General features: G+C 34.3%; 20 protein-coding genes and 2 pseudogenes. 10 read left to right on the top strand and 12 right to left on the bottom strand.

Annotated elements, in window-relative coordinates; all coding sequences use genetic code 11:
• The first annotated feature begins 80 nt into the window (after positions 1-80).
• From OPR42_RS06240 to lgt, 3 genes are all read left to right on the top strand, one after another.
• Positions 81-992 (top strand): ankyrin repeat domain-containing protein, encoded by a 912-nt coding sequence (locus tag OPR42_RS06240; RefSeq protein WP_007301945.1) that lies wholly within the window; start codon positions 81-83, stop codon positions 990-992.
• An 88-nt stretch (positions 993-1080) separates the two neighbouring features.
• Entirely contained in the window at positions 1081-1530 is a 450-nt protein-coding gene (smpB, locus tag OPR42_RS06235) for an SsrA-binding protein SmpB (RefSeq protein ID WP_015587785.1), read from the top strand.
• Positions 1531-1536: 6 nt separating this feature from the next.
• Entirely contained in the window at positions 1537-2328 is a 792-nt protein-coding gene (gene lgt / locus OPR42_RS06230) for a prolipoprotein diacylglyceryl transferase (RefSeq protein WP_010402205.1), read from the top strand.
• 214 nt (positions 2329-2542) lie between these two features.
• Here the strand turns inward: lgt and OPR42_RS06225 are convergent, their stop codons facing one another.
• The 4 genes from OPR42_RS06225 to OPR42_RS06210 all read right to left on the bottom strand — a co-directional run bounded on the left by OPR42_RS06225 (position 2543) and on the right by OPR42_RS06210 (position 7156).
• Positions 2543-3085, bottom strand: a complete 543-nt coding sequence (locus OPR42_RS06225) for a hypothetical protein (RefSeq protein WP_264337136.1) — start codon at positions 3083-3085, stop codon at positions 2543-2545.
• 84 nt (positions 3086-3169) lie between these two features.
• A complete protein-coding gene (locus tag OPR42_RS06220) occupies positions 3170-3697 on the bottom strand; it encodes a phospholipase D family nuclease (protein WP_265042138.1) in 528 nt (175 codons plus the stop codon).
• Between the two features lie 40 nt (positions 3698-3737).
• The gene (locus OPR42_RS06215) at positions 3738-5225 is read right to left on the bottom strand and encodes a UbiD family decarboxylase (RefSeq protein ID WP_052264652.1); all 1488 of its coding nucleotides are present in this window, start codon (positions 5223-5225) and stop codon (positions 3738-3740) included.
• Positions 5226-5272: 47 nt separating this feature from the next.
• Positions 5273-7156, bottom strand: a complete 1884-nt coding sequence (locus OPR42_RS06210) for a DUF3857 domain-containing protein (protein ID WP_265042137.1) — start codon at positions 7154-7156, stop codon at positions 5273-5275.
• Positions 7157-7548: 392 nt separating this feature from the next.
• Here OPR42_RS06210 and OPR42_RS06205 point away from each other — a divergent pair, with 392 nt between their 5' ends.
• From OPR42_RS06205 to OPR42_RS06195, 3 genes are all read left to right on the top strand, one after another.
• Positions 7549-8289 (top strand): DsbA family protein, encoded by a 741-nt coding sequence (locus tag OPR42_RS06205; protein ID WP_265042136.1) that lies wholly within the window; start codon positions 7549-7551, stop codon positions 8287-8289.
• A gap of 196 nt (positions 8290-8485) precedes the next feature.
• Positions 8486-9712, top strand: coding sequence for an OTU domain-containing protein (locus OPR42_RS06200; protein WP_265042135.1), 1227 nt, complete (start codon positions 8486-8488; stop codon positions 9710-9712).
• Positions 9713-9765: 53 nt separating this feature from the next.
• Positions 9766-10359 (top strand): TIGR02217 family protein, encoded by a 594-nt coding sequence (locus OPR42_RS06195; protein ID WP_019236629.1) that lies wholly within the window; start codon positions 9766-9768, stop codon positions 10357-10359.
• 73 nt (positions 10360-10432) lie between these two features.
• On the opposite strand, the gene OPR42_RS06190 is transcribed toward OPR42_RS06195, so the two are convergent.
• A complete protein-coding gene (locus OPR42_RS06190) occupies positions 10433-11206 on the bottom strand; it encodes a hypothetical protein (protein WP_213863778.1) in 774 nt (257 codons plus the stop codon).
• Between the two features lie 236 nt (positions 11207-11442).
• Positions 11443-14100, bottom strand: a complete 2658-nt coding sequence (locus tag OPR42_RS06185) for a 2-oxoglutarate dehydrogenase E1 component (RefSeq protein ID WP_265042134.1) — start codon at positions 14098-14100, stop codon at positions 11443-11445.
• Positions 14101-14486: 386 nt separating this feature from the next.
• Here OPR42_RS06185 and OPR42_RS06180 point away from each other — a divergent pair, with 386 nt between their 5' ends.
• Positions 14487-15854 (top strand): hypothetical protein, encoded by a 1368-nt coding sequence (locus OPR42_RS06180; protein ID WP_265042133.1) that lies wholly within the window; start codon positions 14487-14489, stop codon positions 15852-15854.
• Positions 15855-15861: 7 nt separating this feature from the next.
• Here the strand turns inward: OPR42_RS06180 and trpS are convergent, their stop codons facing one another.
• The 5 genes from trpS to OPR42_RS06155 all read right to left on the bottom strand — a co-directional run bounded on the left by trpS (position 15862) and on the right by OPR42_RS06155 (position 20744).
• On the bottom strand, positions 15862-16860 hold the full coding sequence (gene trpS, locus OPR42_RS06175) for a tryptophan--tRNA ligase (RefSeq protein ID WP_265042132.1): 999 nt from the start codon (positions 16858-16860) through the stop codon (positions 15862-15864).
• A gap of 15 nt (positions 16861-16875) precedes the next feature.
• Positions 16876-17436 carry a nucleotide exchange factor GrpE gene (locus tag OPR42_RS06170; protein ID WP_265042131.1) on the bottom strand — a complete coding sequence of 187 codons (561 nt, stop codon included), beginning with the start codon at positions 17434-17436 and terminating at the stop codon, positions 16876-16878.
• A 62-nt stretch (positions 17437-17498) separates the two neighbouring features.
• A complete protein-coding gene (locus OPR42_RS06165; RefSeq protein WP_265042130.1) occupies positions 17499-18485 on the bottom strand; it encodes a polyprenyl synthetase family protein in 987 nt (328 codons plus the stop codon).
• Between the two features lie 10 nt (positions 18486-18495).
• Entirely contained in the window at positions 18496-18810 is a 315-nt protein-coding gene (rpsP, locus tag OPR42_RS06160) for a 30S ribosomal protein S16 (RefSeq protein WP_006015540.1), read from the bottom strand.
• Positions 18811-18944: 134 nt separating this feature from the next.
• On the bottom strand, positions 18945-20744 hold the full coding sequence (locus OPR42_RS06155) for a peptidylprolyl isomerase (RefSeq protein ID WP_265042129.1): 1800 nt from the start codon (positions 20742-20744) through the stop codon (positions 18945-18947).
• Between the two features lie 189 nt (positions 20745-20933).
• Between OPR42_RS06155 and OPR42_RS06150 the strand changes: the two are divergent.
• The 3 genes and pseudogenes from OPR42_RS06150 to nth all read left to right on the top strand — a co-directional run.
• Positions 20934-21676 (top strand): annotated as a pseudogene (locus OPR42_RS06150) (IS5 family transposase); the annotation flags it as partial.
• 42 nt (positions 21677-21718) lie between these two features.
• Positions 21719-22090 (top strand): annotated as a pseudogene (locus OPR42_RS06145) (molecular chaperone DnaJ); the annotation flags it as partial.
• Positions 22091-22111: 21 nt separating this feature from the next.
• Entirely contained in the window at positions 22112-22750 is a 639-nt protein-coding gene (gene nth, locus OPR42_RS06140; RefSeq protein WP_108784611.1) for an endonuclease III, read from the top strand.
• Positions 22751-23039: 289 nt separating this feature from the next.
• On the opposite strand, the gene alaS is transcribed toward nth, so the two are convergent.
• Positions 23040-25613, bottom strand: a complete 2574-nt coding sequence (gene alaS / locus OPR42_RS06135; RefSeq protein ID WP_265042127.1) for an alanine--tRNA ligase — start codon at positions 25611-25613, stop codon at positions 23040-23042.
• Positions 25614-25778: the final 165 nt, after the last annotated feature.

Here is a 25778-nt window from a genome sequence, read left to right as displayed (position 1 = left end):
TTTTTTAGGAAAATAAAAAGTTCTTGATTTTTGTGTCAAAGAACATAATAACCAAGTTATTTTAATAAGTAGTGGAGATTATGACGCTTGATGATTTTCTAAAAATGCTTGAAGAAATAAATGATACTTCAGGTTTAAGCAAGAACAACATAGTTGAACGAATAAAAATAAAATTAGAAAGAATTGATTTACGGAGGTGGGAAGATAGTGGATTTAATATCAATCATATATTCACTACACATAGTGATCTAGATCCTGTAGAAACTACATTGTTGCATTTTGCTGCTAAGAGTGGCTATGAGAACATAGTAATAGCTCTAATTGAATATGGAGCATATGTTGATGCATGGGACAGCGATGGATGCACTCCTTTACATTTTGCTGCTGAATGGAACCACAAAGGCATATTAGATATTTTAATTGAAAGTGGAGCAAATGTTAATGCGTGGGACAATGATGTATGTACACCTTTACATCTTGCTGCCGAAGGTGGGAATGAAAGTGTAGTAAGAGCTCTAATTGCATGTGGAGCAGATGTTAACGCGCAGAACAATGATGGACACACTCCTCTACATTTTGCTACTAAGAGTGGCTATGAGAACATAGTAATAGCTCTAATTGAACACGGAGCATATGTCGATGCGTGGGATAATTATAGAAGCACTCCCTTGCATTTTGCTGCTGAAAGTGATAATGAAAACATAGTAAGAACTCTGATTGAACATGGAGCATGTGTTAATGTGTGGGATAGTTGTGGACGCACTCCTTTGCATTTTGCTAGCGATCATGAAAGTATAAGAGATATTTTAATTGAAAGTGGGGCATATGTTAGTAAACAGAACAATAATAGATATGCTCCTTTACACTTTGCTATTGAATGGGGCTGCAAAGATGTGATAAGTTCTTTGTCAGGTAATGCTAGTCCTAGGGCTGAAATGGCAGTAGGAAGAGTGGAACAAATTACACTTGCAGGAAGATTGGAGCTTTTTTAACCAAACTTGCATTTACTGAGATAATTGTTTTGTTATGAATTAAACCAAAAGTTCTGTAATATATTGAAGCTTAAAGATATCTTTAGATATGGAAGTTATTGCAGAAAATAGAAAAGCAAGGTTTGAATACTTTATCTTAGAAGAATTTGAAGCAGGTATGATCCTCTTAAGTAGTGAAGTGAAATCACTAAGGGAAAGAAAAGCAAACATTTCTGATGCTTACGTTACCGAAAAAAAAGGTGAAATATGGCTAAACAATATGCATATCGCAGAGTATAAAGCTGCAAACCAAAAGAATCACAAGCCAAAAAGAGAACGTAAATTGCTTTTGCATAAAAAAGAGATAAATAAGCTAATTGGTCAAATCAAAACCTCTGGAATAACTGTTGTGCCACTTTCTATCTATTTTAATGATAAAGGGTTGGCAAAAACTAAAATTGCTATTGTTAAAGGAAAAAAACTCTACGATAAGAGAGCAACTATAAAACAGAGAGAGTGGGATCGTGAGAAAAGTAGATTGTCTAAGAATAATTTGTAGTAAAATATGTCTTTAAGTCCAGTTATTTTTAGCATCGGTCCTGTTTCTATATATTGGTACTCTTTAGCATATGTTTTGGGTATAGTTTTTGCATATTGGTATTTACATAAGCTAGACAATCAAAAAATATTTACTAAGAATTTTTACGATTCGTTATTAACAGCCGTTATTATAGGCATTATCCTTGGAGGTAGGCTTGGGTACGTATTGATATATGATCCAGTTCTCTATATAAGCAATCCTATCGAAATACTAAAGACCTGGGAAGGAGGTATGTCATTTCATGGCGGTGCTATAGGAGTTTTGCTTGCAGTAATAATCTCCTGTAGAAGACATAACATTCCTATATTTTACACACTGGATCTAATTTCTTGTGGAGTTCCGATAGGTTTACTTCTAGGCCGCATAGGTAATTTTATAAATGGAGAGTTATTTGGCAGGGTTACAAATATGCCGTGGGGTATGGTATTTCCAGAAAATGGTGATAATTTATTGCGCCATCCAAGCCAACTTTATGAGGCATTTTTTGAAGGAGCGCTACTTTTTGTAGTTGCAAATTCACTGTTTTTCTTGACTAGAGTGAAACTGTATTACGGTGCAACAACTGGTATTGCAGTTATGTGGTATGGAATAGCACGTTTTGTGGTTGAATTTTTCCGCGAGCCAGACTATCAAATTGGCTATTTATGGTTCAATTTAACTATGGGACAATTTCTTTCTATACCTATGATTTTGCTGGGAATGCTTATATATTTAGGTGCGTTGAGCTTAAGATTTAATACGAAATCTGTTCAATAGAGAAAAGGTAAGTTTAATCGAAAAATATAGTGGAAGTTTATTTATTCCATACTATGTACAATTATGTGAATTTTTTGTCTTGCAGAGAATAAATGTAAGACCAGCAAACCTTCGTTGTATAGCTATAAGAAAAACTTAGTAGCTACTGACCAAATTCATTACTAAGTAGATATTCATTTTCCACCAGAATATTCCTGATTGAGAAGCTACTTTATTAAAACATATTTTTAAATTTTTGCCAAAACCCTGGTTGATTATCATTAACCTTTGTGAAGGCTATGTTTAAACTGTATCTCGGATCATTTGGCATATCATATCTAATATTCAGTATTGAAAATTTGTTTTTATTATGAACAGAAACATCGTCATATGATAACTTTGTCGTGTAGCACTTTATATGTTTTTGCTTATCATATACTATATCACCTGATTCCCCTTCTAGTTCTACAAATTTAGTTTTTTTCTGACATTCTTTTATTTTTATTAGATCCTCGTTTAGTGATATTGAAACCGGTAGTGTATTCCCAGCATACTCTTTAGCTAAAAGCTCACTTTGAGGATACATTTTTATTTCCCTTCCAAAATGTGAGTCTATAAAATTATTGCTCCAAAATTTGTCTCCAGAATGTACATATTCGTCAGTAGCATACGGTACACCACCATAATTGCATTGAACTTTGTAATCTCCAACACCATTATTTTGAAAAAAATCATGAATGGCAGCGTAACTATCAGCAGCATCATTTATGTAATCCATTACCTACCCCTTAAAACCTTTTAATTTATTATATCACAAGAAATTACATCTATCAATAAAAAGACTTTTTTTGATATCAAGTATCTAGGGAGTATATTGATAGGATTGTGACATTCGTATTTCCCAGTTCTTCACATACTGCTGGACTAATTCAGGATAATTTTCAATAATTAATAAATTTTCAGCGTTTCCCTTTTCAGCTGTCTTACTGAGGTTAAACGATCCTGTGATGACTTTTTGATTATCAACAATTATTACCTTATTATGAGCAATTTTTGGCTTATTATCGATCCAAATCGGTATTCCATTTAAAAACAATTCGCTTATGACACTATATTTTGAATGGAGTTGTGATTTATCTAAGACGACTTTAACATCAACACCACGCTCTTTGGCGTTAATCAAAGATTTTGCAACTGTTCCAAGAGTAAATGTATATTCTTGAACTAAGATAGATTCTTTAGATTGGTCTATCTCGCTGATTATCGGTACAGCACAGTCTTGTTCAGGTGAGAAGCAAACTGTTGCTTTTGGGCAAGGCGAGAATGTAGGACCCACATAGTAATACAGAGAAAAACATGCCGACAAAAATAAAAGATATAAAAGCCTCACAAGCCACACCTAAATACACGGCGGTAGTCTACATCATAGTTTAATCATCTGTCAACCCATATTCCTTCCACTTCTCTGTAACTTTCTTTATTATTTCCTCGCTCATTTCAATTTTTCTTCCCCATTCTCGTTTGGTTTCAGGTGGAAGTTTGTTTGTTGCATCAAACCCTATTTTACCTCCGAGACCACTTTCAGGGGAAGCAAAATCTAAATAATCAATTGGGGCATTCTCTATCGTAATTGTATCACGCACAGGGTCCATTCTTGTTGACATTGCCCACATCACCTCTTTCCAATCACGTATATTTATATCATAATCAACAACTATAATAAATTTCGTGTATAAGAACTGTTTGAGAAAAGATAGTGTGCCCATAACAATTCTTTTTGCATGCCCTGGATAAGCCTTTTTTATCGACACTACCGCTATTCTATATGAACAACCTTCTGGGGGCAGATAAAAATCTACTATTTCCGGAAACTGATTGATAAGAATCGGCACAAAGATTTCGTTGAGTGCTTCACCAAGAATTGATGGTTCATCAGGTGGTTTGCCAGTAAAAGTGCTGAGATAAATTGGATCTTTGCGCATTGTAATTGCAGTGATGTTAAACTCAGGAAACTGTTCAACAGCATTATAGTAACCGGTATGGTCTCCATATGGCCCTTCATCTTGGTAATTATCCAAACTTACATATCCTTCCAAAACAATTTCTGCATGAGCTGGAACCTGAAGAGGAATAGTTTTACAATTTACAAGCTCAAGTGGTTTTTTTCGCAGCAGCCCGGCAAATTGGTATTCTGATAAAGTCTCCGGCACCGGAGTTACCGCAGCAATAATTGTTGCAGGATCGCTACCAATCACAGCAGCCGCAGGAAACTTCATATTTTGTCCCCTCTCCTTCCACCGTTTATGGTGACCTGCACCACCACGATGTGCAAGCCAGCGCATGAGAGTCGTTTTTTTATTCACAACCTGCATACGATATATTCCAAGATTGAAATTATCTTGCTTGTCTGCTGTTGGTCCTTTTGTTACCACAAGTGGCCAAGTGATAAGCGGTGCAGGCTCGTTTGGCCAGCATGTCTGAATAGGTAGCAAACTAAGATCCACCTCATCCCCAGTTAGCACCACCTCTTGACATGGGGCTTTGCTCACAACTTTGCTCCGCATCGACAATACAACTTTTAGTAGAGGAAACATTTTCACAGCATCTTTGAAGGTTTTTGGCGGCTCAGGTGATCGCAAAAATGCTAGAAGTTTACCCAGATCCCTTAATTCATCAGAATTTATACCAAGTCCGAATGCAATTCTCTCAATAGTACCAAATAAATTCACTAAAACGGGAATTGAATTTTTGCCATTTTCTGTGACAACATTTTCAAAGATGATAGCTGGTCCCTTGTTTGACAAAACCCTACGATGAATTTCTGTCATTTCAAGAATAGTTGAAACTTCTTTTTTAATTCTAATTAGATCTTTTTTTTCTTCTAATGCTCTGATGAAGTCGCGTAAGTTATTGTACATATTTTAAAAATTTTAAGCCTTTTAAGAAGTGCTTTTCCCAGCACAACTCATTCACTTATTATTATAGAGGCTCTAGAAAAATTATTCTCCAATTCGCTTTTTAAGTTTTTATATTCAGCAGTCTTTAATTCTTCATTGGTAATAAAGCTTTTCTTTATGGTTATTAAATTGCTAAATTCGGTTCCATCATTTTTATATTTACAGAACCTATTTACATATAACCAAGGAGAATCTATTTCAAAATTCAAATTTTCACAGTTTTTAATTTTGATATCTTTTATTATCATATGGCTTTCCTTAGTTTTAGGAACACCAATAAAAAGGTCTGACACTTGGTCAGAAGCTGTACTGACAACATCATTAAGCCAATTATCTCCTAAATTCAAAGCAGGTCCTAGATTTGTCTTAAAAATCTTATTTTTTTGCTGAAACTCATATTTGATTGTAAGATCTTCTACATTACGTAAAGTAAGGTCAGGCAATTCTAAGAACTTCTTTTCTTCTTCATCAAGATATACCCCACTAATCATATGAAAAACAGAATCCCTTAATTGCTCATTTGAATAATATAATCCAACACCTGTTAAGCCTAAGGCTGCTTCCCCTTGCACGGTAAGCCGGCCATATTCATTTACAACATTATCTTCTATAGTTAATTCACTATGAGATATCACTTTTGAATTTTCAGCTTTTACAGCAGGAATTTTTATGTAATCTGCTTCCTCAGAATTGAGTACTAGAGCGTTCCTATCAGCAATGTCTGGAAAAATACCCTTTGCCATACTGACGGTATTAGTGGGATCAATCCAATATATTTTTCCATCTTTATTTGTTACTCTGAGCATCACATGATTAAAATTACCCATATTAGGTAATGCTTTAGAGTTAGAAGTGTTAGTAGTTCCTCTCATAACTAAAACAGGTTGAACTTTGTAACCAAGTTCCTGTAAAATAGCAGCCGTGCTAGCAGAAAAATCTTTGCAATCCCCAACTTGAGAATCAGCAATTTTCTCTAAATCTCTCGGGAAATATTTTCCTGATACTGTACGCCAGTCTCCCATGTACTGAACTTTTTCATTCAATAAAGAAGTAACAGCATTGATCTTATCTTCATCAGCACTCTCACTGATAGCAGATTCTGCTATAGCTTTAAAAGTTGCAGGAAGTGGCTGATTAATGACGCTATGATACCCAGGGGCTAATTTTTTAGCCAAATCCTCCCATTTAGATAGACTCGACAGTGATACCCAAGTGTTGTGTTTAATATTCAATATTCCATTATGTGGTTCATTTATTGTGTTTTCATAAACTGCTTTCTTTAAAGCAATGCTTATAGAATGTAAACCTTTCTTTTTCTTCTCAGAGATCTCTAGTACTTCTCTTGGATCATTCACTTTAATTTCTAGAGGCAATTCAGAATTTATTTTAGTATTTTCTGCTTGTAAATAATCCCCATAATAAGAAAAGCTCAAGCCATAAAAATTATCAACAGGAACCTTTTTATTAACTCGTTTATACCTTAAATATACTTCTGTACCAATTTCTATTTTAGGAAATGGTATGGTTACTTGCCTTAGCTGATCAAAGCCTTTACCAGGACTAGCCAGTGGCTTATCCTCCATCATATCTTCAGTAACTATATATTCCTCTCCATTATAAGCTGTTTTAGCCTCTAAAACAGTAAGATCTGCACTATCATCATTGTAAATAAGACTATATAGAGAGAATCTATCACGTCCAGATTCTTTGAGTATTTTTGCTTGAAGTTCTACTTCCGTTTCGTAGGTACCATCTCTATTAACATTAATGTTAACATCAGAAAACTTAACCTCAACAGAAGCATCTTCGTACTTGCTCCACCTTGCTTCAGCTATAGTAGACATGAAAAATACTAGTAATGCTAAGTTAAAGAGAGTTTTTAAAAATTTCATTATGTACCTACACTTATTGAACCATTAAATCCATGCAATTTTGTTCACAGTGTAAACAGGAATAAACTCAGCAGATTGGGAAAGAAGCTTATTTTCTAGAATGGCCGTTTCCTTCTCTCTACCAATTATTGGTTCGCTCATATAATTTACCGCCGTGTTTGTCAGCATTATATGCGGCGGTTATAAAATAATCAACTTTTTTACCGCCGCGGTTACAATTGTTATACGTGGCGGTAAGGATTGCTTAAATCTCAAATGCCTTATTATACACAAGTTTTCGTTACTTAATATCACCAGATTCTCTGATATAACATATATAAAGTTTGCATTTCTTGATAAAAATGTTTTAACATTAAGCATTTCTTTAATATTTGTATTCTTTAAGTAAGTATATGTCTAAGATACCATTTTTATTGATTTTTATACTTGCAGTAGCAAGTTTACCAGTAATAAACAATTGGCTTTCACACCGCAGTCAGAACTTAAATGATGATTATATAGGTGAGAGATTGGATAATTACATCAGTAAAAATTTTGATAGAGTTCTAAAAGCTCTCCAGGAAGAGTCAGCTAAAAATAGTTATGCTAATGCAACCAAAAATAAAATTTCTCAGCATAAAAATGAAATATTCGACTCTACTTATCCTTACTCAGGAAATGAAAATAGCAATATCATAGCTGTAGGTTTTTTTGACTATTCTTGTGGATATTGCAAAGCTATAAAGAACGATGTAAAACAATTGATCAATGATGGCAAAGTTAAGTATATCTTTAGGGATGATCCAATACTTGGTAACAATTCTTTAAAGGCAGCAAAAGGTGCTTTAGCAACTTATTTTATCGATAAAGAAAAGTACTTAGATTTTCACTACGCTGCACTAGATCACAGAGGAGAATTTTCAGATGAAACTATATTAGGTATAGTGAAAAATATAGGGATCAACGAGAACGATTTTAACAACTCTATGAAAAATAATGCAGACAAAATTGAGCAAATGATAAACAACAGCAAACTTTTAGTAAGGGATTTGGGAGTAGGCGGTACACCTTTTTTGATAATAGGAGATAGTCTTTTTGTAGGAAAAACTGATTTGAATATATTACGTAAAAAAGTGAATGAGTTAAAAGATTAATAAAATTCCTGCTTGACAGCACAAGAAAGTTTAAGTATAATTAAGTTAAGATATAGTAAGTAACAATATGTATAAGCTACGTATTAGTTCAAGAAAAGTAGGTGATGTTTCCTTGCAATACAGCACGACCTTAAGTAATAAGCCTTCCTAGGCTGGTTAATCTATTAAAATACAATTATTATTTTGGAGTTATAACATGAGAGATTCTAACTATGTAAGAGAGCCAATTGCTCTTTTTCAAAAAATCAAAGAAAATAAAAAATCAAGTGATTTATTGCATAATCTAAAGAGCGCTTATCCTGAAAAACTAAAAATCGGGGCTGCTATAAAGACAGGGGATTGCTTTTTTGACTCTGTGGCTCAAGGATTGAATGAATTAAACATAAAACCTGATTATCGTTTTACTGCAAAATCATTAAGAAAAGACTGCGCAGATTATGCTAGAGCAAACAAAAAGCCAGATCAGTGGGTTTATAAAGCGGTAATAAGAGATGCCGGAGAGTATTTCGTACCTCAAAAAGATCCGGATGGAGAAGTAATAAGCGAAAATGGACTTAATAAGCAAGACGACGCAAAGTCTTTCTACAAATATTTAGAGTGTATTACTAATACACATACAGCTGACGCACCTATATGGGGTCGTCCAAACATTGAAGGTAGAATGATATGCGACAAGTACAAAGTGGAACTTTATATTTATTCAATAGAGGAAGATAGTCAAAAAGTTACGGTAACTAAAATTACAGCACATGATGATGATCCAGAAGTTTTTATACAAGATATAAATCTCAATCAACTAGAGATAGATAGTAGCAAAAAAACTGTAGGAGTAGTGAATTACATGAGGCATTTTGTGCCACTTCTAAGTGAAATTTCTGAAGATATAACAGAAAGTCAACCAGTTTCTAATGAAGAAATCTTTGGTGAGGTGACAGAAGTTCCTGCTTCTGATCAATCAGAGCAAGAAGAACAATATAATATCAGAACTAGCAAATCAGCAATTGTGCAAGATCATGAAACACAAAAAGAGAGAATTAATACCAGCGCTAGTGAGCCAATTCATACAGATACAGTAATTACTATTTCTCATCCACACGAGCAAAAAACACAACAAGAGGAAATACAAAAGAAATTAATCAATAGTTACAGAAGAGAAGCTATTTATAGCATAGCTGCTGTAATAACAGCTATAGCATTCACAGCATCTGCTATAGCTACTGTTTTTACTCAACCAATTCCTTTAGCATGTCTTGCTGGAGTTGCTTTAGCCATTGCATGTGTTTGTGTATATCAGTTAATGCAAAGTCATAACGACATTCATGAACTCAAAAGTGAGCCAAAGGAAAATATTGCCCATGCTTTTCTAGAAGGAGTGGGACTAGAAATACACAGCCTTATTGATAAGGCAATCTCAAAAGTTTAAGATCTTTCCTACTTCATCTATATCAACTCAATTTTATTTTTACAGGAGGGCATATGTCATTTACAGAAATTAGATTTCCAGAAAATATATCTTATGGCTCTACTGGAGGACCGGAATTTTCCACTGACGTTGTAACAACTCATAATGGTTGTGAGCAGCGCAATATTAATTGGTCTCGTGCACGTGCCAGGTATAACATAGCTTATGGAGTCAGGTCAAACGAGCAGCTAACAGAACTCATAACATTTTTTCAGGCACGAAAAGGTAAAGCAATAGGATTTCGTTTTAAGGATTGGTCAGACTTTACCGTTATCAATCAAGAAATTGGCATAGGAGACGATAAAAAAACGATCTTTCAACTGATGAAAACTTACATAAGTGGAAAAGACAAGCATATACGAACTATTAAAAAGCCAGTGCATGATACAATAAAAATTTACCTAGATGGTGAAAAGACAGAAAAATATTCAGTGAATTATTCAACTGGAGAAATAGCATTTATGAAACCACCAGCAAAAGGCACAATAATCACCGCAAGCTTCGAATTTGATGTACCAGTACGATTTGATACAGATTACCTAAACGCTTCTATTGATAACTATGGCAGCAATAGCTGGAACAATATTCCCTTGGTGGAAGTGAAATAAAGTTAAAGTATGCTCCATAAAAGTTAAGCGATACTGAGGCTCATATTTAAATGAGCCTTGCACATTTTAAAGTCTATCGCCCATTACAATGTTCCACACTCGAAATTTGAGGAAATTCTAATGTAGTGTTTTCTCTTTCTTGTAAAATAGAAAGTTTTAATAATTCTTTTAGAACTAACTTTACAAGTGTTGTACCATTTTCCTTAAAGAGGTAGTCCATCCTATTGGTTTTCTGTATGTGATTGACAAAATTTCTAGCTTCCTCATTAAAAGCCTCGATTGTGTTGATACAAGATAATACTAAATCCGAGCTATTTATTGCTAAAATTCCATTTACGAAAATATCTAATTTTGTTTTATCTTCAGTCAAATCTTCAGCTAACCTATTTCTAATATCATCATTCTCAAACAAAATGTACTCTAGGTACGAAGCAGACTCAATAAGTATAAAGTCTTCTAAAGGTACTGATTCTAAACATTCGTCAATATAAGTAAGTATTCCAAACTCAGTAATACACCCTTCTTTTCTCACAACATAGCACTTAGGAAGACCACGATACATTGATAGCAAAGAAAAAAGACGTATTATACTTGTACCTCTATCTTTCATTTCCTCGAGAAGCTTTCTATCATTTATTAGTTTGTGCAAAATGTAATCCGTAGCAGGACCTGGTTTACGAAAACGAAACATATTATTTTCTGCAAAAATAGCCTCAGCTAATTCGATAGACTTTTTATCCTCATCTATAAAAGCCTTTTTGTCTCTATTTAACCGTATGATTTTAGCCTTGCTATCGCTGCGTAGTCTAGTTTGCCCTATTAGCCTCTCAAATATTTCTGTCTTCATATATATCTTAATATAGTTAATATTAATATTAACTATATTAACTATTTTAAGAAAAATAAATGAAAATGTTAATAAATATTAAGCTTTTATTAAAAAAGTAAAGTCTTTTTATATTTGTATGAGTATACAAGCAATTTGATTGTTGTGATATATTTTCTATCGCACCCGGCTGCAGTGCCAAATATTAAGAACAATGTTCGCTTTCTAGCTTTCGCTTCAATATCTGTGAGATTGTGCTAGATACCCTGCACAACTTGCTTCAAAATTTCTGCTTGTTGCTGAGCATGGATATTAGCATAACCACATGCAGGAGATGCAGCAGCAGGTCTTGCAATGCACTTAGGTCTTTTTGCTTGAGCATTGAGGCCAGACAATACCTCTTCTATCAATGGGTTGACAAAGAACCATCCTCCCATATTTTTTGGTTCCTCTTGACACCATGTAATTTCAGCGTTCTTATATTTTTCAAGTTCACTGCCTAGTTTATCGGCCGGGAATGGATAAAATTGTTCTAAACGCACTACTGCTATATCGTTTATTTTTTGTGCTTCAAGCATTTCAATTATGTCGTAATAAACTTTACCACTACATATTACAACTTTACGTATTTTATCACTTGCAACTAAACCTTTTCTACACTCTGGAATTACCGTAAGAAATTTTCCTTCAAAGTCAGAAAGGTTAGAAACTGCGCTTTTATGACGCAATAGTGATTTAGGTGTAAACACCACTAAAGGCTTACGAAAATCTCGATTAATTTGTCGGCGTAAAGCATGAAAATAATTCGCAGGAGTAGAGCAATTAACCACCTGCATATTATCCTCTGCACAGAGCTGCAAAAACCTCTCTATACGAGCAGAACTATGCTCAGGCCCCTGCCCTTCATAACCATGAGGCAAAAGTAAAACTAGACCACTTGACCGCAACCACTTTGTTTCTGCAGATGAGATAAATTGGTCGATCATAATTTGCGCACCATTTGCAAAATCACCGAACTGCCCTTCCCATAGCACAAGTGAATAAGGAGAATCAAGGCTATATCCATATTCAAAACCCATCACAGCATACTCAGATAGTGCGCTATCTATAACTTCAAAGCGAGCTTGCTTCTCACTTATGTTGTTCAGTGGAATAAACGTTTCTTCTGTTACTTGATCAACAAGTCTTGAATGACGGTGCGAGAAGGTACCGCGACCAGAATCTTGTCCTGACAAGCGCACTCCTATTCCTTCTTTAAGCAATGACGCGAATGCAAGACTTTCAGCAGTTGCCCAGTCTATGTTGCTACCGGAATTTATACTGTCTATTCTGCCATCAAGTATTCTTCTGACTTTATTATTGAGATTAAAACTACTTGGAATATTGCTATTTATGTGTACACCTAATTTTTTTAGCTCATCTGGTGAAACACCAGAGTCCGTATAATATTCACTCAAATCGTTCAACTTTGCTCTCCTGAGTTTTAACCACACTCCATCAAACCAGTCAGCTTTCTTCGGAGTATAAGTCGTTGACTCAGTAAGGCTTTTATCTAATCTTGTTCTAAATTCGCTGCGTAATTTACTTACTTCATCGCTACCTAGCACTTTCTCTGCAGTCAGCTTCTCTTCGTACAGCGTGCCTGGAGTTTTATGCTTTGATATTGCTTTATACATAAGTGGCTGAGTAAAATTTGGCTCATCGCCTTCATTATGGCCATATTTGCGGTAGCATATTATGTCAATCACCACATCCTTTTTAAATTTCTGCACATACTCCATTCCCAAATTCGCGGCAAAACTCACGGCTTCTGGATTATCTCCATTAACATGAAATATTGGAGCTTCTATTGATTTTGCTACATCAGTACAATAAAAAGAAGAGCGTGCACAACTAGGATTTGCAGTAAAACCAACTTGGTTATTAATGACAATATGCACGATACCACCAACTTTATAACCTTCAATGTTGCTCAAAGTCAGGGTTTCAGCAACCACTCCCTGCCCGATAAAAGCCGCATCACCATGAATTGATATTCCAAGCACAGATCTCGTATTTTGTTTTGCCCTTACTCTTCCAGCTAGAACCGGATTTACCGCCTCAAGGTGAGATGGGTTAGGACATAAACTTAAGTGTATTTTTTTACCACCAGCAAGTGCTCGATCAGAAGAGTAACCAAGGTGATATTTGACATCACCAGACACCTCAAGACCACTTGGATATGCAAGGTTGCCTTGAAATTCAGACAGCATTGCCGCATAATCTTTTCCCATCACTTTGGTTAGAACATTAAGCCGTCCTCGGTGGGCCATACCAAGAACTATTTCTTCAATACCAAAAGCTGCAGAATCACTAATAACTCTTTCAATTGCAACAATGGCTGACTCCCCACCTTCGATAGAAAAACGCTTATATCCAGGAAATTTCATATGGAGAAATTGCTCGAACATCTCAGATTCAATCAAGTGCCTTAGTATTTCTTTTTTATCCTGAGGGCTTAGCGTATAGACCTGATTTTCAATTTTCTCCTGCAGCCAAACTCTTTCCTCATAAGGGGAAATATGCATAAATTCAAAACCGATATTCTTGCAGTAAATATCTCTGTAGATTCTAGTGTCACTTGTAGGAGAAAGATTCAAGTATTTTTGATAATCTATTTCCTTATTTACATTCGGTGATAATGGATTTAAGTCTGCAAAAAAGTGACCATAAGATCTGAAAAAATTTGCTAAATCATCAGCATCTACCTTGGCTTCATTCTGTGCTCTGCAGGGTTCTGCTTTATTCATTTCTAAATTGCTTGAAAAAATCCTATTCCAATCCTCCCCGATTGATTTATCGCCCTGCAGATAACGGCTATACATTTCTTCTACAAATTCTGCATTATCACCATAAAGGCAGCTTAGACTTAGCATAATCACTACAAAAGATATCAAATACTTATAAGTATAACTTAAGTTTTTTAAAAAAGAACTCCTTTAGTTTCTAATTATTAAGTTATACAAACACTGTAATCCGAGTTTTCCAGAAAGGGTGTCATTCTAGACTGACATCTAATCTTTCCATAAATGCTGTATTTCAACATAAAACAACTATACTCATCAACTTGTGCCCAATCATAATTCCTAGGTTCCAGTGTTAGCTACTTGTTTTTTGGATTTCTATACTATTGCTGATTATTGAAATTTTTTTGCACATTAAGGAACGCAAGCGTTTATGAGTCAGAGGATAAGTCATATAACATTTACTCGGTCTTAATACTTTGAATTTATATTTAAGTAAACGATAAACAGTAATTGGTATGAGTGATCTATTTAAAAGTGACAATTATGATAAAAATCTCAATTCTTTGATAAGAGTCATAAAGCTGAAGGATACAAAAAAAATTAATGAACAATATGATGAAACACTGAAAGATTTATCTCAAGCTCTGAAGAATTTTACAAACAACGCAAAAGATGTAGCCAAATTTGTTATATATAGCGACTTGAATAATTATGTAGAACCTTTGAGCACAAAGCCACTCGGTTTTATTGGAACATTAAAAGGGATATTAGATAGAGTCTTGGGAAAAGATATTCCAACTAATGATAATGACATAAAAAATTTTGTTGGTGATGAATTATCAGGTTTCACTATAGAAAAAGCAGCCGAATACACAAATATTTTAAGTACAATTAATCTATTCAAGAAAGGACTTAAAGAAATTTTAGATTCGAAACAGAGTGGAAAAGGCAATAAAGCACATAAATCATACGAAGTAAGCACGGAAAATAAAACGACATCAAAGCAGAAGGAAGATACTCCTAAGCTGCAAGAAGGAAAACAGCCGGTAGGAAAATTAGTTATGAAGAGAATAAAACGGCCAACAACAGCACCTCCGCCACCTCCTACTGCCTCAAAAAAGGTACACTTTAAACCAGAAATAGAGAATGTATCTCCTGAAGATTCAGGCTATGAAAGTTCATTAAGTGAAGAGTCTGGACATGAGGAAATATCAAATTATCAAGAGAAAAGTAGTAAATCTTCAACAAAAGATTCGGAAGACTCAAAGTTAGCTAAAAAGGAGCCAACTCACAAAACGAAACCTAAGAAAAATGCAGGAACAAGAAGAGGATATAAAAAGAGACAGGCTCCAGAGCCACCAGCGCTAAACGCTACCAATCAAGAAATTAGGCAAGAAACTAAAGAAGATAAATCTGAAATACTGTCAAATCCTAAAAGGCTAGATATTGTTGATCAACAAGTGAGCACGAAACCAATAATAGTAGAAGTGACTTCGCAAAAATCAGCTGAAAGTAAACCAATCCTGAAAAAATCTGCTGATAAAGCAGCATCAGAAGTAAAAGCGGTTATTATAAAAGAAAAAGTAAATAACAAGAAGGACGGTAGAGTAAAGTCAATAGTAGGAAAATTTGAGCAAAATCAAGTTGCTAAGAGCAAAGCCACCCCTGCAACACAAGCAGATATCGGTATGAAGAAAGATCCTGCACCATCGCAAGAAACTGCCTCCCAATCTCACTCATTTCCGGTAGGAAATAAAAGATCTAAAATGAACCCCATAACAGCAAAGTCCGATTCTAAACTTCCGGTTAGTAAAAAACCTCTTCTCACTCATGTTAGTGTAAAGAAAATAGCTGCACGATTTGAAAGCCATGGGAAGAAATAGTTGTAACCTATTGAACAAACCCTATAATATCCTTGATCTTTTTTATATTGTTATTTGCAATCTCTGCTGCTTTTTCTGTACCTTCTTTTAATATTTTATGTAAATGGAGCTGATCCTTCAAAAGACCGTTCAACTTCTCACGTATGGGTGATATAACACTGATGATTAAGTCAGCTAACTCTTTTTTAAAGTTCTTCATGTCATGTTTATCCACTTTTTTACACACTTTTTCTACATTTAAATCACTAAGCACTGAATAAATATTTATCAAATTGCTTATTTCTGGACGACATTTTAAAGTAGAAAAATCAAAGCCTAGAATTGAATCTGTTTTTGCTTTTTCTATTTTTTTGACAATTAAGTCATCTGTATCGTCAAGGTTAATGCATGAATATTCTGAAGGATCAGATTTGCTCATCTTGCTTGCTCCATCTCTTAAGCTCATTATCCTTGATGTACAATCCAAAGTTAAGATTTCAGGTATGATGAAATGACTACATTTATAATGATTGTTAAAAGCTGATGCAATATCACGTGCAAGTTCTAAATGCTGTTTTTGATCATCGCCAACAGGAACATATTTAGTTTGATACAGCAATATATCCGCAGCCATAAGTACTGGGTAGCTATATAACCCAAGAGAAGCTTTTTGTCTATCGCTTCCAGCCTTATCTTTAAATTGAGTCATACGATTAAGCCAACCAATTGGTGTATAGCACCCTAGCAGCCAGCCCAATTCTGCATGACCACTAACTGCGGATTGATTGAAAATAATCGACTTTTCCGGATCTATTCCACATGCAATATAAGTTGCTGCTGCTTTAAAAATATTATTTTTTAATTCATTTGCGGGAAGCTTATTTGCTGTGATTGCATGCAGATCAACAACACAAAAAAGAGATTTATATTTATCCTGCAAGCCTATCCACTGCTTAATTGCACCAAGATAATTGCCCAAGTGTAATACTCCACTTGGCTGAATACCTGAGAAGACAACTTCTTCCATACCTTGAGTGTGTTATTAGTTACTTTCGCAATCAGCAGATTTTTTAGAAAGAATAACCATTGCAGGACGAAGCAACCTATTTTTAATGGTATAACCAGTTTGTAGTACTTCTACAATAGTGCCAGGCTCTTTTTCATTATCTTCTCTTTCCACAACAGCTTGATGTAAATTGCTGTCAAAAGAGTTACCTATTGGATCTATTTCTTCTATTCCATGTTTTTTTAGATCACTCACAATCTTTTGGTGCGCCGCTTTTATTCCTTCATGAATAGGATCATCATCTTTCAAGTTTTCCATTGCTTTTTTTAAATTGTCACAAGAGTCGATCATATCACGTGCAAATTTTGTGACTGCATAATCACTTGCATCGCTAATTTGCTTTTGCATTATACGTTTAACGTTTTCATTATCCGCAACAGCGCGACGTAAATGATCTTCAAGCTGAATTGCACGTTCTTTTAATATATTAAGCTCTTCACTTAAATCACCTGTTTGCTGATCTTCTTGATCATCCCCTTTTCGTTTACTGACCATATCTGCAAATTTCTTTTTTTTCTCTTTATTACTATCTGACATATCATTCACCCTTACAAACTTAATAAATATATAACAATCAATCTAAAAATATCAAGCGTTAGCTATCCTTGTCTTTCTATGCTTGCATTTAAAAAGTCAATCAAAGCAGTTTTATAAAGAGAATCAGAAAAAGTATCAATATTACTTTGCGCCATATTAATATAGTGTTTAGCTTCTTCCATAGAAACATGAATGGCATTATGATGATTAATATATTGTAATGCTTGGTCAAAATTGTGTCTAGCTGAAGAAAAAGATTTCTCCCAGAATTTTTGTTCTGATGGGCTGCCTTTTTCATATGCTATAATAGAAGGTAAAGTAACTTTACCTTCAAAGAAATCTTTTCCAAGTTGCTTTCCTAAAGTGCCTTGATTAGCAGTATAATCTAGCACGTCATCAATTATTTGGAATGCTATACCAAAATTAAACCCGAAATTCCTTAGCCTCTCTGTTTCGTCACTTGTGGCTCCAGATACTACTGATGCAGCCTCGCAGCATGCAGAAAATAAAGATGCTGTCTTTTCTCCAATGATATTAAAATAATTTTTCCTAATTGTGTTAGGGTCAAAACGCGTTGTCATCTGCTTTATCTCACCCTTGACAAGCAAATTAGATGCCTTAGATAAAATAGAGAGAACACTTAAATTCCCACATTCTATAAGCCATCTAAATGCTAAGGTCAATAATAGATCACCAACTAAAATGCTTGATTTATTCCCGAAAATTTTATTTGCTGTTGCAACTCCATGGCGTGCCTTACTTTCATCAAGCACATCATCATGAAGTAAAGTAGCGTTGTGTATAAATTCTACCGATGCAGCAATGTTGATCCTACTCTCTCCAGAGTAATTCAGCATTTTACAAATAATAAAAATGAGCTTAGGCCTTATCTTTTTTCCTCCTGAATTAATAAGATGAGATGTAATATCGGTAGCAAGCTTAATACCTTCATCATTGACATTTTTGAAGATAAAGTCATTCATAGCCAATAAATCAGAAGATACAATATCATCTAATTTACTACTTTTTGTTAAATCAGTGTTTAGCATTTAATAGGACTTATGCTTCTTGCCCTTGTACTTTCTCAACTTTTTTCTTTTCTATTTTTTTCGATTCTGTTTCTAAATCTACTATGCCTTTTTTAATGAACCACATTACCCTTTCAGTTGCTTGCGCTCCTACACTTAGCCAATGTTTTAATCTATCAGCTTTTACCACAACACGATTTTTATTGTCTTTTGGCAACATTGGATCATATTGTCCTATTCTCTCAATAAAGCGCCCATCTCTTGGTGCTCGTGAATCGGCTACAACTATCCTATAAAAAGGACGTTTCTTTGCCCCAAACCTTGCTAACCTTATTTTAACTGCCATGTCAACCTTTATTCATATATTAATTATAATTTAAATACAATAAACAGCTCAAGTCAAACTAATTGTACCTCTTTTACCTAAAAATACAATATAGCCCCCTCCAATCACTCATAAAAGGAAGATAATAAACTTTTTTATATATCATCAATCATAGCATGATTAACTTCTACTCTATACTTTGATTTTAGATAGCTAATTAACTGTTCCTTTAGCGATATCATCACACGTTTTCCGGTATCAAGCATGTTTAATTTACCATTTGATGAATGCATTTCTTTTAGAACGCCTATTATAATTTCATTATTGTATTGAATAGGATCTGTTACCGAATTAGTTGTTTTCATATTGAAAATCTCTTCTATGAAAGAAAAAGGGTAGTTTTGTTCATTGCGTTGTATTTGCTGGCCTTTAACCAATTTTATACCTTGCATTTCTTCCAAATCTGTCTTTTCTCTTAGTTGAACTGCTACTTCTTGTCCCATTTTAAACATTCTTTCTTTTATAAATTCACTACGCCAAAGCTTTATGGCTGATTCCCTACTTTCTTCAAAATTTTGTAATTTAGGAGGAACGATATCACTGATTTTCACACCAACAACAGTATCTCCAACACCCTTAAAATAACTCTTCTGATCTTTCTCGCGTGAAAAAATGAAAGAAATGAAATCACTGGAATTTCCTACTTCATTACCACTTTGGTCTTTCCCACTAGCATCTACTGGACCAATGGTTTGTATAGGTAAATTGTAATTATTGGAGATTTCTTCAATCGTTGCACCATTGTATATCTTATAATTCACTTGATTTATGAAATCATTGACTTTTTCAAAAGACTTTTGATTGGTTAAAACTGACCTTATGTCTTTTTTTAAATCAACCAAGTCTTCATCAGAGATTTGATGTATGCTTTCTACCTTTATTACGTGCCATCCAAAATTGCTTGTTAAAACTTCACTTACTTCACCTGTTTTGAGAGCAAATACCTTTTCTCTCATATTTTCAGGTAAGAAATCCTTAGTTATATTATTTACTCTGGTTTCATCGAGTTTCACTTTATTAAACTCTTCTATTATTTGTTCAAAGCTTGCTTTACTTTCTTCAAGTGCTCTTCTTGCTATTTCAGCTTTTTCTTTGGTAGGAAATATCACATTGAATATGTCTCTTTGATTTTTAAGTTCCTGATGTTCTATTATACTATCAACCTCTTCATCTGAAATTCTGATTTGATCTTCAAAATATTTTTGATCCAGAGAAATGTATTGCGCAGTTCGATACTCAGGGTAATAAAAATTGGACTTATTTCTTTCATACAAATCAAGTAAGGCTTGATCATCTGGTTCAGGAACGTCTGTAATTGCATCCTCAGTTATTTTAACAATATCAACTACTCTAGTTTGGTAGCGATTTTTGTATATCTGCTCATCAACACTCTCACCAAAAGTTACCGGATAATTATCTTTAAATAACGAAGTCATGAACATCATTGCAGGCAGGATTTTCTCTAGTTTTTCTATATATTCCTTTTCTGTTATATGCAGGCTATTTAGAGTTTGATGGAATTTATTATGGTCAAATTCTCCTTTATCGTCCTGAAAGTACTTGGTATTTTTTATATGGCTTTTGATAGATTCTTCTCCAACTTTTAATCCAAGTTCGCTAATTAGGTTAAACAATAGTTTTTGCTCTATAAGTGCGTTAAGTAAATCATATTTCAGCTTTTTTACTTGTTCTTTACTTACATCAGATCCAGAAATTTGCTTTTCATAATTTTGATATAGTAATTTATATTCATCTGATGTTATAACTTCCTTTCCTACTTTAGCTAATTCTTTCCTTTCATCATCATTTGATAAAAGATTGCCAATCCCCATAAAGATTAATAAGCAAACTAAAAGGAGAACGATTGCCTTGGTAAAAAAATTTCTAATACTCATTGTAAACTCAGTTAACTAACACTTAAATTTAGAATAGCAATAATTTAATATTTGTAAATCTATTAACAAATTAGCTAATATATGTAATATTGTAGTGTATTAAATTGAATGGAAGCTTATATTAACCTAAGAGCCTGTAAGTGATCTCTGAATATGTTAAGATGAGGTATAGTTGACATGAGGTAAAGTATGAGGAATACATATCCAAGTGACATAAGTTGTGAAAAATTCGAAAAGATTAGACTAATTTTAGAAAGCGTGCGAAAGAAAACAAAGCCAAGAAGATTAGGTTTATATGAGTTATTTTGTGGTGTGCTTTATGTACTAAAAAGTGGCTGTCAATGGCGAATGCTTCCAAAAGAGTTTCCAAGATGGCGAAATTTTTACGATTACTTCAAGAAATGGAGTAAAAAAACGAATGAAGATAGAGAAAATGTTCTAGAAATTGTCTTAAAAAAAATTGGTTGGAGAGAACAGTGGTCGGAATACCAAAACAAGCTTCTGCATCATTGATGCCCAAAGTGTAAAAAATACCGATACTGCTGAAGAAAAAGGTTATGATGCTGGCAAGAAAATTTCAGTAATAAAGCGTCATATCGCAGTTGATACACAAGGTTTGACACACGCAATTCATATAACAACGGCAGAAATAACTGATCGTAGCAGTGCTTTGACAATGGTTAAAAATGCTAAAGAAAGTCTCTCTGAAGTTAAAAACATACTGGTTGATGCAGGCTACACTGGAGAAAATTTTGCAACACAGATGAAAGTAACTATTGGTGCAACTGTTGAGGTGAAGCACCTTTGCTGTATTGCCAAAAAGATGGGTTGTTGAGAGATCTTCTTTTGCCTGGTTGGAAAAATGTAGGCGACTTTGGAAAAATTGCGAGCGTAAACTTAATACTAGCCTACAAATTTGCTTTTACTTCTTTCCTCCTCAAAAGATTATGAACAGGTTCTTTGATGATAGAGGGTTTATTTCTAATAGTCTTTATGTTGATGTGACAATATTTGGTACTTTGTCATTGTTAGCACTGCTAGCTACTGAGATATTTAGTCCTACATTTTCAAAAGGTTGTGAAATATACACTGAAAAACACATGAAAGATTTACTTGAGGAAGATCCAAGAGATAGAGTGCAAAAGGAGACTGATCTGTTAGGACGGTATGATCCACGAAGGCTATTAATGCCGATAATTATGCCTCTTGTTAGAAAGTATTTTGAAAAAGTGGCAAGCGAATTTGCTGAGAGGAATTTTGATGAGGTAAAAACTGATATGTCTGATGTTAATATTGAAGGACTATCTAATCCTCAAGCAATTGAATTTACACAGCAAACAGTGTAGTATAAGCTTTTAGCTCTATGCATGGACTCAAAAAAAGTAGAATTAATATTTGAAAAATTTCAACAGTCAAATCCTGCGCCAAAAATAGAGCTAAATTATACCAATCATTTTACGTTATTAGTTGCAATAGTTCTGTCAGCGCGGACGACCGATATAAGTGTTAATAAAATTACAAAGGAGCTATTTAGTATCGCTGATACGCCAGAAAAAATGTTGAATCTTGGGCAAAGTGAGCTGAGAAAATGCATAAGCAGTATTGGTTTATATAATTCCAAAGCAAAAAATATAATCGGGCTCAGTAAAATATTGATTGAGAGGTACAATAGCAAAGTGCCTACTAATTTCGATGATTTGGTATCTTTACCAGGGGTTGGGAGAAAGAGCGCTAATGTGTTCTTAAATTCAGGGCTTGGTATTCCAACATTGGCAGTTGATACTCACGTTTTTAGAGTGAGCAATAGAGTTGGGCTTGTGAAAGAAAAAGATGTACTTAAAACAGAGCAGTCTCTTTTGAATGTAGTGCCAAAAAAATACCTACTTTATGCTCATCATTGGCTAGTTTTGCATGGTAGATATGTTTGCAAAGCGCAAAAACCTTCGTGTGAAACATGCATAATTCATGATTTATGTGAGTTTGAATGTAAGAGGTATAAAGTCTAGCACAACACTTCGATATTTCTTACTTTTATCATCCAAGTAGCTGATCTCTATGATGGTGTCATCCGAGTAGCTGACACTGGGATGACAATGAAGGGCTACTTGATGACGCCTCTGTGCACTGCCGTTATAAAGCTGCTACTTTGATGAATAAAATGATGTCATTCCAGAGCATGGAGCTGTAATCCAGTTCTTATTACCTGATATGCTCATTTGACAGTTAAGTCTTCTCTACCACGATTTGCATAACACCTTCGCTCATGGTTAAAAGATACCGAGGTAGTAGGGTGTATTAGTTTTTGCAAGCTGTTATTTTGCTATGGATTGCTGTAATGGCATCATCTATTTTATTGTTATCACAGCCTGTTTGGGCAAGTTCGGCATTTCCACCGCAATCCCTTCTGGTTACAGTAGATACTAGCTCTTTTGCATTGATCTTATTAGTTAAATCTTTACTTACTTTGACAATCAAAACTGTTTTATCCTTTTCTGTTACCATGAAGGCTATTACAGTTTTCGGTTTTTGTTGCTGTAGAGCAAATTCCCTTATTATACTTCCTGGAACGTTATTGAAAGTGTGGCTTACGAAATTTATTCCATTTATTTCGGTACTTTTTACAGTTTCTACACTGATAAGCTTTTTATAAAGATTTTTTATTTTGACTTCAAATTCTTTGCGCTCCTGGCTTAAAATACTGAGTCGACTTATTATTTCATTTACTGGTGCTTTTACGCATTCTGCAACTTTTTTTAAGCTAATTTCGTTATTGCGTACATAATTAATTGCTTCTTGACCGGTTAAAGCTTCAATTCTTCTTACTCGAGATGCAACGGAACATTCTGCTGCTATCTTAAACAAACCAATTTCTCCGGTACGCTCCACGTGTGTACCACCACATAATTCTTTTGAATCTCCAATTTTTACAACCCTAACATTATCACCATATTTTTCACCAAATAAGGCCATCGCTCCTTCGTCTATTGCCTCATCCATACCTTGAACTTTTGTGGACGTAGAAAGATTTTCTCTGATTAGAGAGTTTACTATATCTTCTACTGAAGACAGCTGATCCTGAGTGACTGGCTTATTGTGACTAAAGTCAAATCTTAGTCTATTTGGTGCGACTAGAGAACCTTTTTGAGCAACGTGATCACCTAAGATTTTTCTGAGTGCAAAGTGTAGAAGATGTGTAGCTGAATGATTTCTTCTTAAGTCTTGTCTTCTTTTTTTATTAATACTAGCTGTAACTGTGTTACCTTTACAAATTGAGCCGACGCACCTGTGCAAATACAAGTCATTAATCTTGTTGGTATTTTCGACTGTTACCATACTTCCATCAGACTGTATAAGATTTCCAATATCTCCCACTTGTCCACCTGACTCTCCATAAAAAGGTGTTTTATCAAGTATAATAGTTATCTTTTCTCCTTCTTTTGCAGAATCAATTACTTCATTTTTAGAGGAAATTATTGCGAGTACTGTTGCATCCTTTACTTCATCACGTTCATAACCAACAAATTCCGTTTTGCCAAACTGATCGATTAAATTAAACCATACTTGTTCAACAGATTTTTCACCAGATCCAGTCCAATTAGCACGTGCTCTTTCTTTTTGCTCTTTCATTGCATTATCAAAACCTTTTTGGTCAAAATTTATTTTCCTTTCTTTCAAAATATCAAGTGTGATATCCAAAGGAAATCCATAAGTGTCATATAGTTTGAATGCTGATTCTCCAGATAGAGTGTCACCTGATTTTAAATCTGCAGTGAATTTGTCCAAGAGATTAATGCCTTTCATTAAAGTGTCTTTAAAGTTTTCTTCCTCTGATTTTAACGTTGTTTCTATTAAGCTTTTAGCTCTGATTAGCTCTGGATAAGCATCTCCCATATAAGCCAAACTTGTGCCATCTATGAGTGCAGGAAAAACAAGGTTTAATAGAGAATCATTATATCCAAGTAGGTGGATATAACGTACTGCTCTCCTGATCAATCTGCGTAGTACATAATTTCTTCCTTCATTTCCAGGAAGCACTCCTTCTGCGATGAGAAATGCAGCTGCACGAAGGTGATCTGCGATAATCTTATGAGCTACTTTATTTTCCGTATTTCCACAGTACTCTTGCGATTTACTTACCAGAGCAGAAAATAGGTCAATATCATAGTTATCATGAACGTTCTGCATAACAGCTGCTATTCTTTCAAGGCCCATTCCGGTATCGATGCATTTTTTTGGTAATTTTTGTAAATTACCTTCTTCATCTTTATTAAATTCCATGAACACCAGGTTCCAAATTTCAACAATTCTGTCGTCTTCATGTAAAGCGGAATTTCCATGATCGTAAAAGATTTCAGAACATGGGCCACATGGACCAGTATTGCCCATGGTCCAAAAGTTATCATCTGTTGTAATTCTTATGATTTTATCATCTGAAAAGCCACTTATCTTACGCCAAATTTCATATGCTTCATCATCAGTGTGGTAAACAGTTATGGATAGTCTGTTTTTATCAAGAGACAATTCTTCAGTAATAAATTTCCACGCAAATTCTATCGCAGTTTCTTTAAAGTAATCACCAAAGCTAAAATTTCCGAGCATTTCAAAAAATGTGTGATGCCGAGATGTATAGCCAACATTTTCAAGATCATTGTGTTTACCACCTGCTCTGAGACACTTTTGACTTGAGACGGCACGTTTCATTTCAGTTTTTTGCGTGCCGGTAAAGATGTTTTTGAACTGTACCATACCAGCATTTGTAAACATGAGTGTTGGATCATGCTCTGGAATCAAAGGAGAAGAAGGAACTTGCTCATGATTATTATTTACAAAAAATTTTATAAATCTTTCTCTAATTTCGTTTAGCTTCATCGTTTTTACTGAGGTTATCTATGCATAATAAGTTGTAACAGAAGTAAAATCAATTTATCAATCTAAATATTAATATATACATTACTTAGTATAATAAAGGTAACTTTTACATAAAAATTTTAATAAAAAGATATAGGTTTAAATATTTTATCCACTAACATAGAG

The organism is Wolbachia endosymbiont (group B) of Melanostoma mellinum (genome assembly GCF_947251465.1).
GTDB lineage: Bacteria > Pseudomonadota > Alphaproteobacteria > Rickettsiales > Anaplasmataceae > Wolbachia.
This window is presented reverse-complemented; position numbering and strand designations above follow the sequence as displayed.

Excerpts from the sequence above, each read along its gene's own strand:
- OPR42_RS06205 (WP_265042136.1), top strand. The coding sequence starts at position 7,549 with ATGTCTAAGATACCATTTTTATTGATTTTTATACTTGCAGTAGCAAGT.
- OPR42_RS06225 (WP_264337136.1), bottom strand. The coding sequence starts at position 3,085 with ATGGATTACATAAATGATGCTGCTGATAGTTACGCTGCCATTCATGAT.
- alaS (WP_265042127.1), bottom strand. The coding sequence starts at position 25,613 with ATGAAGCTAAACGAAATTAGAGAAAGATTTATAAAATTTTTTGTAAAT.
- OPR42_RS06185 (WP_265042134.1), bottom strand. The coding sequence starts at position 14,100 with ATGCTAAGTCTAAGCTGCCTTTATGGTGATAATGCAGAATTTGTAGAA.
- OPR42_RS06190 (WP_213863778.1), bottom strand. The coding sequence starts at position 11,206 with ATGAAGACAGAAATATTTGAGAGGCTAATAGGGCAAACTAGACTACGC.
- lgt (WP_010402205.1), top strand. The coding sequence starts at position 1,537 with ATGTCTTTAAGTCCAGTTATTTTTAGCATCGGTCCTGTTTCTATATAT.
- OPR42_RS06165 (WP_265042130.1), bottom strand. The coding sequence starts at position 18,485 with ATGCTAAACACTGATTTAACAAAAAGTAGTAAATTAGATGATATTGTA.
- OPR42_RS06170 (WP_265042131.1), bottom strand. The coding sequence starts at position 17,436 with ATGTCAGATAGTAATAAAGAGAAAAAAAAGAAATTTGCAGATATGGTC.
- OPR42_RS06215 (WP_052264652.1), bottom strand. The coding sequence starts at position 5,225 with ATGTACAATAACTTACGCGACTTCATCAGAGCATTAGAAGAAAAAAAA.
- smpB (WP_015587785.1), top strand. The coding sequence starts at position 1,081 with ATGGAAGTTATTGCAGAAAATAGAAAAGCAAGGTTTGAATACTTTATC.
- OPR42_RS06210 (WP_265042137.1), bottom strand. The coding sequence starts at position 7,156 with ATGAAATTTTTAAAAACTCTCTTTAACTTAGCATTACTAGTATTTTTC.
- OPR42_RS06155 (WP_265042129.1), bottom strand. The coding sequence starts at position 20,744 with ATGAGTATTAGAAATTTTTTTACCAAGGCAATCGTTCTCCTTTTAGTT.
- trpS (WP_265042132.1), bottom strand. The coding sequence starts at position 16,860 with ATGGAAGAAGTTGTCTTCTCAGGTATTCAGCCAAGTGGAGTATTACAC.
- OPR42_RS06200 (WP_265042135.1), top strand. The coding sequence starts at position 8,486 with ATGAGAGATTCTAACTATGTAAGAGAGCCAATTGCTCTTTTTCAAAAA.
- OPR42_RS06180 (WP_265042133.1), top strand. The coding sequence starts at position 14,487 with ATGAGTGATCTATTTAAAAGTGACAATTATGATAAAAATCTCAATTCT.
- nth (WP_108784611.1), top strand. The coding sequence starts at position 22,112 with ATGGACTCAAAAAAAGTAGAATTAATATTTGAAAAATTTCAACAGTCA.
- OPR42_RS06240 (WP_007301945.1), top strand. The coding sequence starts at position 81 with ATGACGCTTGATGATTTTCTAAAAATGCTTGAAGAAATAAATGATACT.
- rpsP (WP_006015540.1), bottom strand. The coding sequence starts at position 18,810 with ATGGCAGTTAAAATAAGGTTAGCAAGGTTTGGGGCAAAGAAACGTCCT.
- OPR42_RS06195 (WP_019236629.1), top strand. The coding sequence starts at position 9,766 with ATGTCATTTACAGAAATTAGATTTCCAGAAAATATATCTTATGGCTCT.